The 13,652-nt window shown below is 67.4% G+C and carries 12 protein-coding genes; 7 read left to right on the forward strand and 5 right to left on the reverse strand.

All coding sequences use genetic code 11. From position 1 onward, the window contains the following. Positions 1-6: 6 nt before the first annotated feature. The 5 genes from ACFXB5_RS19280 to ACFXB5_RS19300 are packed head-to-tail and all read right to left on the reverse strand — an operon-like array spanning position 7 to position 4,285. The gene (locus ACFXB5_RS19280; protein ID WP_385209192.1) at positions 7-987 is read right to left on the reverse strand and encodes a carbohydrate kinase family protein; all 981 of its coding nucleotides are present in this window, start codon (positions 985-987) and stop codon (positions 7-9) included. Continuing rightward, positions 984-1,619: a class II aldolase/adducin family protein gene (locus ACFXB5_RS19285; RefSeq protein ID WP_385209195.1), complete on the reverse strand. Its 636-nt coding sequence runs from the start codon at positions 1,617-1,619 to the stop codon at positions 984-986. Before ACFXB5_RS19285 ends, ACFXB5_RS19280 begins: the two co-directional genes overlap by 4 nt. Beyond that, entirely contained in the window at positions 1,616-2,725 is a 1,110-nt protein-coding gene (locus ACFXB5_RS19290) for an ABC transporter ATP-binding protein (RefSeq protein ID WP_385209198.1), read from the reverse strand. The genes ACFXB5_RS19285 and ACFXB5_RS19290 overlap by 4 nt, the downstream gene beginning before the upstream one ends. Next, a complete protein-coding gene (locus tag ACFXB5_RS19295; RefSeq protein WP_385209201.1) occupies positions 2,715-3,506 on the reverse strand; it encodes an ABC transporter permease in 792 nt (263 codons plus the stop codon). The genes ACFXB5_RS19290 and ACFXB5_RS19295 overlap by 11 nt, the downstream gene beginning before the upstream one ends. Beyond that, positions 3,503-4,285 carry an ABC transporter permease gene (locus ACFXB5_RS19300; RefSeq protein ID WP_385209205.1) on the reverse strand — a complete coding sequence of 261 codons (783 nt, stop codon included), beginning with the start codon at positions 4,283-4,285 and terminating at the stop codon, positions 3,503-3,505. Before ACFXB5_RS19300 ends, ACFXB5_RS19295 begins: the two co-directional genes overlap by 4 nt. A gap of 351 nt (positions 4,286-4,636) precedes the next feature. Between ACFXB5_RS19300 and ACFXB5_RS19305 the strand changes: the two genes are divergently transcribed. The 7 genes from ACFXB5_RS19305 to ACFXB5_RS19335 all read left to right on the forward strand — a co-directional run bounded on the left by ACFXB5_RS19305 (position 4,637) and on the right by ACFXB5_RS19335 (position 13,613). Continuing rightward, on the forward strand, positions 4,637-5,689 hold the full coding sequence (locus ACFXB5_RS19305) for an extracellular solute-binding protein (protein ID WP_385209208.1): 1,053 nt from the start codon (positions 4,637-4,639) through the stop codon (positions 5,687-5,689). 80 nt (positions 5,690-5,769) lie between these two features. Then, positions 5,770-7,881 carry a N,N-dimethylformamidase beta subunit family domain-containing protein gene (locus ACFXB5_RS19310; protein ID WP_385209211.1) on the forward strand — a complete coding sequence of 704 codons (2,112 nt, stop codon included), beginning with the start codon at positions 5,770-5,772 and terminating at the stop codon, positions 7,879-7,881. Position 7,882: 1 nt separating this feature from the next. Next, positions 7,883-8,716, forward strand: coding sequence for a transketolase (locus ACFXB5_RS19315; protein WP_385209214.1), 834 nt, complete (start codon positions 7,883-7,885; stop codon positions 8,714-8,716). 53 nt (positions 8,717-8,769) lie between these two features. Continuing rightward, positions 8,770-9,735, forward strand: coding sequence for a transketolase family protein (locus tag ACFXB5_RS19320; protein ID WP_385209217.1), 966 nt, complete (start codon positions 8,770-8,772; stop codon positions 9,733-9,735). 274 nt (positions 9,736-10,009) lie between these two features. Next, positions 10,010-11,251 (forward strand): aminotransferase class III-fold pyridoxal phosphate-dependent enzyme, encoded by a 1,242-nt coding sequence (locus tag ACFXB5_RS19325; protein WP_385209220.1) that lies wholly within the window; start codon positions 10,010-10,012, stop codon positions 11,249-11,251. Between the two features lie 68 nt (positions 11,252-11,319). Beyond that, complete coding sequence (locus ACFXB5_RS19330) at positions 11,320-12,663, forward strand: MFS transporter (RefSeq protein WP_385209223.1); 1,344 nt, start codon at positions 11,320-11,322, stop codon at positions 12,661-12,663. Between the two features lie 68 nt (positions 12,664-12,731). Further along, positions 12,732-13,613 (forward strand): cyclase family protein, encoded by an 882-nt coding sequence (locus tag ACFXB5_RS19335; protein WP_385209225.1) that lies wholly within the window; start codon positions 12,732-12,734, stop codon positions 13,611-13,613. The last annotated feature ends 39 nt before the right edge of the window (positions 13,614-13,652 follow it).

The raw sequence follows: 13,652 nt of genomic DNA on the forward strand, positions 1-13,652 counted from the left end.
AACGCGTCAGGCCTGGCCACAGTCGGTGATGTCCTCCTCGTTCCGGTGAAGCAGATCCGTCCGCCGTTCGGACAAGAAGCCTAGCGTCCGTGGCAGGTCGACGATTCCAGCGTCTGAGCCGAGCCCCTGCGCCACCAGCGCCGACGCCGCGGTACCCAGGCGCGCCGAGGACAGCAGGTCCTGGTTCCGGCACAGCCCGACGATGAATCCGGCCGTGTATCCGTCGCCGCAGCCAGTGGTGTCGACGACCGGAATCCGAAAGGCGGGGATCTCCTCGGCCAGAGCCTCGTCCACGACCAGCGAGCCGTCCCCGCCTCTGGTCACGATGACCGTGCCGACTCCGTGTGCGCGCATGGTCCGGGCGGCCAGGCGGAGGTCCTCGATCTGCGTGACCGCGCGGATCTGGTCGTCGTTGGGCAGCAGGTACCGCGTGTTCGCCCAGCACGGCCGCAGCAGCTCGACGACCTCCGGTGACACGCTTGTCCGCAGGAAGTCCATGGTGGTGACGGTGCCGTGCTCGCGGGCGAATCGGAGCAGCCTGGGCAGCACGTCGACGGAGAAGTCCCCGAGGGCGTCCGGTCCGCCGATGTGCAGGACGTCTGCCTCGGCCACGGCGTCCCAGTCGATGTCGTCCGCGGTGAGCGTGTCCATCGCGCCGGACGCGTGCAGGGAGGGGCGTTCCCCGTTCGGTCTGATCGGCAGGATCGTCGACGGCGTGGCCCGGCCCGGCTTGACCGCGAGGCGTTCGTCGACCCCGTTCTCGGCGAGCAGGAGCCGCAGCACCCGGCCCGCCGTGTCGTCGCCGATGGCGCCGAAGCTGATCACCTCCGCGCCCAGCTTGGCGAGGTCGACCGCGGTGCCCCCGGCGGTACCCGCCGCGGTCACCCGGATCTGTTCCAGTGCCAGCCGCCCCTGACCGGGTGGGATCTCGCCTACCGGGTGGCCGAGCACGTCGAATATGTGCGCCCCGACGCATACGACCTTCATGATGCCGCCCTTTCCGCCTTGTGCCGGGTGACGTCCGCGAGCTCCGCTTCGCTGAGCACGCGCGGACTGCCCATCCGATGAGCCTGGATATGCAGGTTGCACAGCCATTCGAGTAGTCGGGCCCGGTCGTAGGCACGGTCGAGGGTGTCGCCGTGCGCGACGGCACCGTGATTCTGCATCAGCGCCGCCGTGCGGTCTTCCAGCGCGGCGAGCACGGAACGGGCCAGTTCATCGGTGCCGAACGTCGCGTATCGGGCGACGCGGGTCGGGCCGCCGAGCTGAAGCGCGTAGTAGTGAAGGGGCGGGAGTTCGCTGACTGCTGTGGACACCGCGGCACTGGCCAGGCCGTGGTGGTGCACCACGGCATTCGCGTCGGTGTTGGCGTAGATGGCGAGGTGCATGGGCGTCTCGGACGACGGTGGCAGGCCGGCGACTTGCCCGCCGGTGAGATCGACCACGCAGACGTCCTCGGCGGTCACCAGGTGATAGGGAATGCTGGACGGCGAGATGGCCACCAGGTCGCCGACCCGGACGCTGATGTTGCCCGCGGTGCCGAGCACCAGCCCGTCGGCCGTCAAACGTGTGCCGGTCTCGGCGACCTGCCGGCGAGCCGTCATGACGTCGGAGTTCACTGCGCGCTCACCGCCACGCGTCGCGGCTGGTCGATTTCGTCACCTGGTACGAGTACACCGGCGTGGCTGGGCCAGTGCAGCTCGATCCGCTGCCCGGCGGTCACCGGCGTGCCCGAGGTGATGTCCCGGACCTGGCCGGTGGTGCCGCCGTCGAACTCGACGAGGACCCGCCGGAACGCGCCCTGGTACACGACGTCGGTCACGGTAGCGGAGAGCACATTGGCCCCGGGTTCGGCCGGCGCGCCGATGCGCAGCCGTTCGGGCCGCACCATGAGCACGACCGGTCCCGCTGGGAGCTCGCCCTCCGTACGCAGTTCGCACCAGCCGGTGTCGAGGACGCCGTCGCGGATCTGCCCGGTGAACACGTTGGAGTCGCCGAGAAAAGTGGCCACGAAGTGGGAGGCGGGGTTCTCGTACAGCTCGTCCGGCGCTCCGACCTGCTCGATCTGACCGTTGCGAAACACGGCGATGCGATCGGAGAGCGCGAGTGCCTCTTCCTGGTCGTGGGTGACGAACACGAACGTGATCCCGAGTTCGGAGTGCAGCCGGGAGATCTCCAGTTGCAGTGACTCGCGCAGCTTCTTGTCCAGCGCGCCCAGCGGTTCGTCCAGCAACAGGGCCCGTGGCTTGAACACGACAGCGCGGGCCAGGGCGACACGCTGCTGCTGGCCGCCGGATAGCTGGGCCGGCAGGCGGTTGCCATGCTCGTTCAGGCGCACCAGTTCGAGGGCTTCCGCGACGCGGCGCTCGATCTCCTTCTTGCCCACCTTGCGCCGGCGCAAGGGGAACGCGACGTTCTCGGCCGCGGTCATGTGCGGGAACAGCGCGTAGTTCTGGAACACCATGCCGAGGTCGCGCCGGTAGGTCGGCACCGGGGCGATATCGGCGTCGTCGACCAGGATCCGACCGGAGGTCACGTCCTCGAATCCGGCGATCATGTTCAGCGTGGTGGTCTTGCCCGAGCCGCTGGGCCCGAGCAGGGTCATGAACTCACCTGCCTCGATCGTCAGGTTGACGGTGTCGACCGCGTACTGGGACGAGCCCCGGTACCGCTTGCACACGTCACGGGTCTCGATGCGTGCACCGCCATGGCGATCAGGCCGCATGGTGGTTCCTCCTCGTGATGGTTGCGAGTCCCAGCAGGATGGTGGAGACCACGAGAACGACGGTCGATGCCGCCGCGATGGTCGGGTCGACCTCGTTGGTGACCGAGGTGAACATCCGGACCGGAAGGGTCTGCAGCGTGGGGGACTGGATGAACAGGGACACGACGACCTCGTCGAACGAGGTCACGAAGGCGAACAGGGCGCCGGCCAGTACGCCGGGCCGGATCAGCGGAAAGGTCACCGACCGGAACGTCGTCCATGGGGATGCGCCGAGAGTCGCCGAAGCACGTTCCAGCACCCGGTCGAAGCCGGCCAGCGAGGCGGTCACGTTCACCGTCACGAAGGGCAGGGCGAGCACGGTGTGGGCGGCGATGAACCCGATCGGGGTGCCGATCAGCCCCCAGCCGAGGAAGGCGGCGTACATCGCGACGGCGACCACGATCCCCGGAACGATCAGGGGTGCCATGAACAGCCCCTCGACGATGCCCTTGCCGGCGAACGTCCGCCTGGCGAGGGCGAACGCAGCCGTCGTGCCCAGCACGGTCGCCACCGCGGTGACGAGCAGCGCGAGCTGGAGCGACACCAGTAGTGAGGTCAGCCAGCTGGGCTCGGTGAAGAACGTGGTGTAGTGGCGCAGGCTCCACGAGCTCGGTGGGAAGGCGAAGCTGTTCTCGCCGGAGAAGCTGATCGGGATCACGACGAGGGTCGGCACGACGAGCCACGCTCCGGTGAGCACGCCGAACGTGATCAGGACGGCGCGCAGGCCACGCCCGGTCTTCATAGTGGTATCCCTCCCGATATGGGGGCACTGTTCGCCCGTGTGCCCTTGCGTCGTGTCGCGAACTGGACGCCGCCGAGAAGCAGGAGCGTGATCACGAGCAGGGTGACCGCGAGCGCGCCGGCCCCACCGAAGTCCACGAGCTGGTTGACCTGTACGGAGATGAACTGGGCGAGCATGGACTGCTTGGGCGAGCCGACGAGCGACGGCGTCACGTAGAACCCGAGGGACAGCACCATCACCAGGGTTGCTCCGGCGGCGACGCCCGGCAGGGACAGTGGGAGGTAGACCCGCAGGAAGGCGATGGCGGGGCGGGCGCCGAGCGAGAGCGCCGCATCGACCAGGCGGCGGTTGATCCCGCGCATCGTCGTGTATACCGGCAGCACCACGAACGGCAGCATGACTTGCGCCATCGCGAGCGTGCCCCCTGCTGTGGTGCCCAGCAGGCGCATCGGCCCGATCCCAGCCCCGCGCAGCAGGGTGTCGACCACCCCGTTGTCCTGCAACAGCACCACCCAGGCGAAGGTGCGTGCCATGAGCGAGGTCCAGAACGGGATGAGGACGACGGCGATCAGGACTGCCCGCCAGCGCGGAGTAGAGATCGTCATCAGATACGCGTACGGATAGGCGAGGAGCAAGCAGACGACCGTCACGATCGCCGCCATGCCAAGGGTCCGCAGCACGACGGTCAGCGCCACGTCGTCCGTGGCGATCGCCGTGTAATTGCCCAGGCCGGGGACCGGGTCGGTCACCGAGAGCCAGAGCAGGCGCAGTGCGGGCACGACGAAGAAGACGACCAGAACCGCGACTGCCGGCGCCGCGAGCAGGAGGCCGAGACGCCGGGCCGTGCGGGCTCTTGCGGGCGGTCGTGGGCGGGGCGTGGAGTGGGCGGCTGAGCTCGACGGGGATGTCACTACCATCAGCACCGTTTCTTTCTCCGATACTCATTTCACGAAGTGAAACAGAGTGTGTGCTCCGTTGAGTTGTGTGTCAATCGTTGGCACCGGAATTAACGGGCAAGTAACACGGCAATCGACGGGTGCGCGGGGGCTTGACGCGAGTTGCGTCCTGACTCCATGCTTTCCTCAATACGGGCAGCATTTCATATTATGAAATATGGGAGAGGGGCTCTCGTGCGACGTAATGGACGTCTCGGCAAGGCGCTGGTGCTGGCGGTCTTGCTGGGACTGACGATGACGGCCTGTTTCGGAACCGCTGGCAGTTCCGCCGACGGCGGGAAGTCCGTGGTGTTCAGCAACACCGGAGGGGCGCTGGAGAAGGTGTTCAAGCAGAACGCGTACGCCGATCTGTCCCGCAAGGGCATCACGGTGTCCACGGAGTCACCGAACAATGAGGCGAAGCTGACCGCGATGGTCCGGGGCTCCAAGCCCACCTGGGACGTTTACTACTCCACGCCGTACGCGGCCATGGCCAAGTGCGGCACCCTCTTCGAGAAGATCGACTACAGCAGAATCCACACCGGCGGACTCGACAAGTCGCAGATGACCGACTGCGGGGTCCCGGTGCTGAAGTCGCACTTCGTGCTCGTCTACAACAAGGACACCTACAAGTCGAACCCGCCGAGGAGCTGGGCGGACTTCTACGACACGAAGAAGTTCCCCGGCACCCGCGGCGTCATGAACTTCGCCAAGGACGCGGGTATGGAAACGGCGCTGCTGGCCGGCGGAGTGCCGGCCGACAAGCTCTACCCGCTCGACTACGACAAGGCGTTCGCCACGCTGGACAAGATCCGGAAGAACACCCGGTTCTACGACACCGGCGCGCAGCAGACCCAGGCGTTGCAGTCGGGTGAGGTCGACATGATGCTCGCGTGGCCCGGCCGCGCCTACGACGCCGTCAAGAACGGAGCGAACCTCGGCGTCGTGTTCAACCAGCCGATCAAGTATTACGACGTGCTGACCATAGTGAAGGGCGCCCCGCACCAGGACCAGGCATACGCCCTGATCAACTCCCTGATCGGGACCAAGAACCAGAAGGCCGTCGTCGATCAGCAGCCCTATGGCGCGGCGAACTCGAAGGCCGGCAAGACCAGTGACGCCGCGATCGGCGCGTTCGTCGCCGATGACACCAAGGCCAAGGGCACGGTCGTGGTACGGGACAACACCTGGTGGGCGAAGAACCTCGACGAGGCCACCCGGCGGTGGACGAAGTGGGTCAACGGATGAGGCTGGTCGGATACGCGGACCGACTTTCGGCCCGGCCCGGTGAACGTGTGACCTTCCATCTGAGTTCGGAGCATCCCGGGATGCGGCCGGAGATCGTCCGTCTGCGCAGGCCGGGTGGTCCGCTCCGGCACGGCGTACCGCCGATCGAGGAGCCAGTGGCTGCGGACCTCCCCGAAGTCCTTGAAGGACGGAAGCAGGTCACGACCTCCGGCTCATACGCCATGGCCGAGGTACGGCAGAACCTCGGCGCGGTCGGCTTGGCCGTGTGGTGCCGGCCGACCCTGCCCGGCCCGCGCCCGCGCCCGCTCCTGGCGGTCGGTGATCTCGTCCTGAGCGTGTCGGCCCACGGCGTGACGCTGCGGTCGGGGCAGCGGGCCGTCGCCGAACTGGCCACCCCGGTCGAGGAACAGGTCTGGGTGTTCGTGGCCGCGACCATCGACCAGACGGGCACGGTGCTGTTGTCCCTGCACCGGCCCGGCCGCCCGGAGCTGTCCGTGTCGTGCCGGACCGAGCCGGTTCACCTGGTCCGGCCGGGGTTGCTCCTGGGCGGCGACGGGCGCGGCACCGGCGGCCTCGGGCATACGTTCAACGGCAAGGTGGCCCGCCCGGTTGTGTCCGCGACGGCCTGGCCGCACACCACCACCGGCGCGCTCGCGGCCGGCGCCGACCCGCTGACACTGCTCTCCGCGGACGGCACCAGCGTGCTCGACCTCGCGGTCGATCCCGGCGGCAGGCGGGTCCCCGACCGTGGCGGTCTCACCGCCGGTGCGGAGATCCGCCACCTGCCGGGCCGCGGCGTGCCAGGCCCTCTGTGGACAGGAGCGGAGACCGACTTCCGCCGCGCCCCGGCTGAGTTCGACGCATTGCACCTGCACGAGGACGACCTCGCCGACGCCGGCTGGGTACCCGACCTCACCTGGACGATCCCGGACGGCCTGCCGAGCGGCGTCTACGCGTTGAAGGTCACCGCGGGGGAAGACGTGGACCGGGTCCCGTTCGTCGTCACCCCGGCCGCGCACGAGGCGCCGGTGCTGGTGGTCCTCCCGACCTGGACGTATCTCGCCTACGCGAACTGGCGCACCTACGCGGAGTACGAGGACGAGCGGATCGGCATCTACGGGGAGCGACGCGGCGTCGACGAGCGCGACCGGTGGCTGGTCGAGCACCCCGAGTTCGGCCGCTCGCTCTACGACGTCCACACCGACGGCAGCGGCGTCTTCTTCTCGTCGAGACTGCGCCCGATTGTCAACATCCGCCCTGATTACTACACGCCCACCACCCGTGGGTTCCGGCACTTCGCTCAGGACCTGCAGCTACTCGCATGGCTCGACGCACGGGGCGAGCACTACGCCGTGGTGACCGACGACGAGATCGAACGCGAAGGCAGTGCGCTGCTCGGCCAGTACCGCGTGGTGATCACCGGTTCGCACCCCGAGTACTGCTCCGCGGGCATGCTCGACTCCTACCTCGCGTACACCCGTGCCTGCGGACGGCTGATGTACCTGGGCGGCAACGGTTTCTATCAGGTCACCGCGCGGCATCCCGGGCATCCCGACGCCATCGAAATCCGCCGGGGGCACGCGGGAGTCGCCACCTGGGTGTCCGATCCCGGTGAGGAGAACCTCTCCGCGACGGGCGAGCCGGGTGGTCTGTGGCGCCTGCGCGGGCGGGCGCCGAACGTGCTGGCCGGCGTCGGTTTCACCGCCCAGGGACATGACCACGCCAGTGGCTATCGCCGCTCCGGCGCCAGCGCCGATGCCACCGTGTCCTGGGTGTTCGACGGCGTCAGCGCCGGTGTGGGTGAGGTGTTCGGCGACGAGGGCCCCGGGCTTCGCGGCGCCGCGGGTGACGAACTGGACCGGGCCGACGTCACCCTCGGCACCCCACCCGACGCGGTCGTCCTTGCCTCGTCCGAGGGGCACTCGGAGAAGATCCTGCTGGTGCCGGAGGAGACCGACCACGGCTATGCCGAGCCTCCACCCGGGATCCACCCCAAAGTACGGGCCGACATCGTCCTCTTCGGACGGCCCGGTGGCGGTGCGGTGTTCTCGGTCGGATCCATCGCCTGGTCGACCGCCATGACCCACAACGGTGGGGACAACGACACCGCCCGCGTCACGGCCAACGTCCTGGACCGCTTTCGCGACACCGCCGGTTCCGTCTTCGGCCCTGCCACCACGAACGGAGAATAGTATGGCCACCGTCGCCGAAGAACTCGCCGACCGCGCGAAGTTCGTGCGGACCGAGACCGTTCGGCTCACCCGTATCGCCGGTGCGGGCCATTACAGCGCCGTGTTCTCTTGCGCCGAGCTGTTCGCCGTTCTCTATTACAACCAGTTGCGCGTCGACCCGCGCCGGCCGGACTGGCCCGAGCGGGACCGGTTTGTACTCAGCAAGGGCCACGCGGCGATCGGTCTCTATCCGGTACTGGCCGACCTGGGGTACTTCGATCCGTCCGAACTGGACACCTACACGCGCCTGGGCAGCCCGTTCGGCGACCACCCCGACATGAAGAAGATCCCGGGTGTCGACTTCTCCTCCGGCTCGCTGGGGCACGGCCTTTCGGTGTCCGTGGGCATGGCGCTGGCCGCTCGCATGTCCACCCTGGACTACCGCACCTACTGCATGCTCGGCGACGGCGAACTTGCCGAGGGTCAGGTCTGGGAGGCGGCGATGTCCGCGCGCCACTTCGGACTCGGCAACCTTGTCGCGATCGTCGACGCCAACCAGCTCGGCATCGACGGATTCGTCCGCGACGTCATGCCGGCCGAGCCCATCGAGGAACGGTTCGCGGCGTTCGGCTGGCAGACCCACCGCGTCGACGGCCACGACATCAAGGCCCTGCTCGACGTGTTCGCGGCGCTGCCGGACAGCGACGGCCGGGTCCCGCAGTTGATCGTCGCCGAGACGGTGAAGGGAAAAGGCGTCCAGCGCATGGAACTGAGCCCCGACTGGCACGTGGGCAATCTGGTCGGCACCGACTACGACGACGTCATGGCGGAGCTGCGCCATGAGGAGGTGCGGTGACCATGGGACAGGATCAGTCCGAGATCTTCAACGGACTCAAGGACGTCCGATCGGTGGACGGCACGGACACACGGGCGATCCCGGCGTTCGTCTTCGGCGAGGAACTGGCCGACCTGGCCGAGCACGACCCACGGATCGTCGTGCTCACGGCCGATCTCGGCCGCTCCAATCGCGCGCTGGACTTCGCGGCACGCCACCCCGGCCGCTTTGTCAACGTCGGCATCGCCGAGAAGAACATGGTCACGATCGCGGCCGGCATGGCGTCCTGCGGCCACCTGCCCTTCGCCGCCACGTTCGGCTCGTTCGCCGCGCTGCTGTGTGCAGAGCAGATCCGCACCGACTGCGCCTACCCGGATCTCCCGGTGCGGATCGTCGGCCACCACTCCGGGATGTCGATGGGGTTCTACGGCACCAGCCATCACAGCCTCGAAGACCTCGGCATGATGCGGACCATCGCCGATCTCACCGTTGTGTGCGCTACCGACGCCAACCACTTGCGCGCCCTGCTGCGCCTGTCCCTGCACCATCCGCATGCGATGTACCTGCGCCTGGGCCGCGGTCGGGATCCCGAAGTGTACGACACGGTCCCGGACCTGTGTGTTGGGCAGGCGCGGACCGTCCGCGACGGCTCGAACCTGACGATCATCGCCACCGGTTCCGAAGTGCACCCGGCCCTCCGGGCAGCCGAAATCCTAGCCGAGCGAGGGATTTCGGCCCGGGTCGTGGACATGTGGACGATCTCACCGCTCGACCGTGACGCCGTGCTCGACGCGGCGAACACGACAGGCGCGATCCTCACGGTCGAGGAGGGCAACGTGACGGGCGGGCTGGGGACCGCGGTCGCCGAGGTGCTGTTCGAGGCCGGTGCCCGCGTCCCCTTCCGCCGCCACGGGGTGCCCGACGAGCACGTGCCCGTGGGACCACCGGCCGGCCTCTACGCCCACTACCGTCTCGACGCGCCCGGGATCGTCGCCGTTGCCGAGGAACTGCTCACCACGTCGGAGGGGGACGCCACATGACATCCCTTGTCTCGCCCTCAGGCCGCATGAGTGAGCGGTACGGCTCCGCTCGCGGCTGTCAGCGTTCAGCCGGTGACGAAGCTGATCACCGGGCGGTCACCGACCGGGACTCGGTGGCGAGCCCCGTGTCTGCCGTCAGAAAGCTCCGGAACCCAAGTAGGCGGCAGTGTCATACGGGTCCTGAACGGGCGACCACCGCAGGCATCCATCCCGGCTCGCACCGGCATCCGGCCACGGCCCTCGCAACGGGGCCCATAGAGAGGAGCGTCCACCAGTGACCACCGCACCAACCATGCTCGGCCAGCGCGAGCTGGCCCTGCGCGAACGCGCCGGCCAGGTCATCCCCGGGGGCATGTATGGCCACATGCGCGTAACGGACTTCAGCGGCGCGCACCCGCAGTTCATGGTGTCCGGCAACGGCTGCCGCGTCACCGACGCCGATGGCCGGGAGTACCTCGACCTCATGTGCGGCTGGGGACCGGTCGTGCTGGGGCACCGGCACCCCGGAGTCACCAAGGCGATCCTGGACCAGCTCGAACGCGGCGACTGCCTCGACGGGACGAGCCCGGTCGCCGTCGACTACGCCGAACTGCTCGTGGACACCGTGCCGTCCGCGGACTGGGCCATGTTCTGCAAGAACGGCACCGACGCCACCACCACGTGTGTCACCATCGCACGGGCAGCCACCGGCAAGCGGAAGGTCCTGGTCGCGGCCGGCGCCTACCACGGCGCGGTGCCGTGGTGCTCGCTGAGGGGCCGGGGCGTCACCGCGGAGGACCAGACCCACCTGATCCGCTACGAGTACAACGACCTGCCCTCTGCGGAACGGGCCGCGGCCGAGGCGGGCGACGACCTCGCGGCGATCATCGTCTGCCCCATGCGCCACGACGTGCGGCGCGACCAGGAACTCGCCGACCCGGCGTTCGCCCATGGCCTGAGGGCGTTGGCCGACCGCACCGGCGCCGTGTTGATCCTCGACGACGTCCGATGCGGACACCGGCTGCACCTCGGGGGCAGCTGGGAACCACTCGGTGTCCGGCCCGACCTTACGGCCTGGTCCAAGGCGCTGGCCAACGGGCAGCCACTCGGCGCTGTCACAGGGATCGACGCGCTACGCGACGCTGTGAGTTCGGTCTATGTGACGGGCTCGTTCTGGTACGCGGCGGTGCCGCTCGCCGCAGGCCTGGCCACCTTGCGCGAACTGCGCAACGGACAGGCGCTGCCGGACATGCTCCGTACCGGCACCCGGCTGCGGGAGGGCCTGGCGGCGCAGGCGGCCACCCACGGGTACGAGATCCGCCAGACCGGTCCTGTGCAGATGCCCGTCCTGTACTTCGCGGGCGACGACGACCTGAGCTTGGGCACGGCATGGGCCGAGGCCGCGGTCCGGCGCGGCGTGTACCTGCACCCATGGCACAACTGGTTCCTCTCGGCCGCGCACACCGATGCCGACATCGACGCCATCCTCGACCGCACCGACCAGGCGTTCGCGGACCTACGGGACACGGGAAGCTGACCAATGAAGGGGGATGCAGCGGTGATTCATGAACGTAATACGCTCCGCATTCCGAGGAGATCGTCTCGATGGAATCTTCGTCACGGCAGACCACTGGTGCCCCACCGGAAAGTATTTCACGCCGGCGCTGGTTTGTATTCGGTGTAGTCGTCGCGCTGAACTTCGGAGTATGGCTTGACGAGGCCAAGGTCTCACAACTTGCCCCGTTCTGGTCGGATTCGCTGGCGCTGACTCCCGCTCAGGTGTCCGGCGTGTTGTCCGCGTATCTGCTCGGGTATGCTCCGATGCTGGCCATCGCTGGTGTGCTCGCCGACCGTTTTGGGTCGAAGATAATGCTGCTGACCTGCGGCTTCGGGGTCACCGTGCTGTCGGTGAGTATGGTCTTTGTACGCACCTACAATGAAATGTGGTGGCGAAATCTGGCGTTCGGGTTCGTGTTCGGCCTGTTGCTGGCGCCGACATTTCGAATTCTGGCGACCTGGTTCCCATCCCATGAGCGGACCAAGGTAACGTCGTTGACGACCGGTGCCTGTGCCGGTATCTCGTCGATGGTCACACCGCTGATCGCACTCCCGATCGCGAACCACGCCTCGTGGCAGTTGGCATTCATCGTGGTGGCCGTCTTCACCGTACCTCCGTTGATCTTGCTGTTCTGGATCTCCGACGAACCACGACGGATGCGCGGAATCAGTGCGGGCGAGATTGCCCTGATCGAAGGAGGCGAGGCGGCTGCCGCGCGGCCGCTCGGCCGGGTCGGGTTTCGGGAGGTGGTGAGTTTGCTGCGTAATCGCGGTGTCATCTTGTTCGGCATCTCGGGGCTGCTCATCAGTCCGATCTGGTTGTCGCTGAACTGGTTGTCGTTCGGCCTGATCAATCTTGACAAGGTCAACCCGGACGTCGTCGCGGTTGTCCTGCCTGCGATCACTGTAATTCCCGTCGCCTTTTCGTTCCTGAACAGCCTGGTTCTGCAGCGCGTGTTCGGAGGACGGGCGCGTATGTGGATAGCCGTGGGGTTCCTGCTGGGCGGAATCGCGTTTCTCATCGCTGCGCTGGTGCCGATGGGGTGGGTGCCGTGGGCGCTGCTGCTCGGCGGCGGGGTCATGGTCGCGAATCTGATCTACTTCGGCACCATGAACGCCTACTGGGCGGAACTCGCCGGACCGCGATTCACGGGTACACTTTCCGGAATCACGTCATGTCTCCAGGTAGTTGCCGGGATGTTTCTCGTCAAGCGGAGTGGGTCCTGGTTCGACGAGAATGCGACGGGACACGCCGAGTTGGCCACTACGATGGCGGTGGGTGGAGGAATCATGCTCGTCGCTATTGTCCCGGTGATGCTGTCGAAGGAAGTCCGAGTGAAGCGGACAGCGGCGGTAGAACCCCTGCGTGAGACCTTTGTCGAAAGGGCATGATGATGCGTGAAAGTGAGCCCACCTACGCACAGTTGGCTGCCAGGATGCCACCTGGGTCCAGTTGGGGGGTGTTCGGCGAGGACGACGAGGCGGGAACGATCAATCGGCTGACGCCGGAGCATGTGAGAGACGCCGCCCGACTGGTGCGGGCTGGTCTGGTGTTTCCGCTCGACTGGGATCTGGACTTGCCCGACCCGCCGTTGTTCGGCCGGTTGCCGTCGGTGCACACCGTCATCGCGGAAGAGAACGGTGGCAATGACGACCGCTACGACGGCTTTTACCCGCAGCGGTCCAGCCAGTGGGACGCGTTGTCTCATATCGCTCACCCGAACTATGGGTTCTACAACGGCAGGCGAGAAGTCGGTACGGTCGGCGACGCGCTCGGCATTCATGTATGGGCCGAGCGCGGAATCGCCGGCCGCTTCGTGCTCCTGGACGCCTGCCAGTATCGCGCGGACCGCGGTGCTCCCATCGATGCCGGCCTGTCGGTCCCGTTCGACGCTGCGGACTTGGAGGATATTCGTGCGGCACAGGACGTCGAACTGCGTCGTGGCGACATCCTGCTGATCCGATTCGGCTGGACGGCCTGGTACGAGAAACTGGGCGAAGACGAACGTCATCGGCTCGCCGCCAACACCCAGGATCAAGGCAGTCCGGGCTTGGCACGCACCGATGCCGTTCTCGAATGGTTGTGGGACAACGGGATCAGTGCCGTGGCCGCGGACGTTCCCGCTCTTGAGGTGATGCCCTTCGACAACATGGCAGTTGACGGGTTTCTGCATTTCCGGCTCATCGCGCTGCTCGGCATGGCGGTTGGAGAAATGTTCAACTTGGAGCAGCTCGCTGAATACTGTCACCGGGAACGTCGTTACTCCGGTCTGCTTACCAGCGCCCCGTTGCACAAGCGAGGCGGAATTGGTTCCCCGGCCAATGCGCTGGCCCTTGTGTAGCGATGCGCGGTCGACAGGTGCCGCAGTCGACCGCTGATC

The sequence above is a fragment of the Streptomyces sp. NPDC059455 genome, from assembly GCF_042750115.1.
GTDB classification, from domain to species: domain Bacteria; phylum Actinomycetota; class Actinomycetes; order Streptomycetales; family Streptomycetaceae; genus Streptomyces; species Streptomyces endocoffeicus.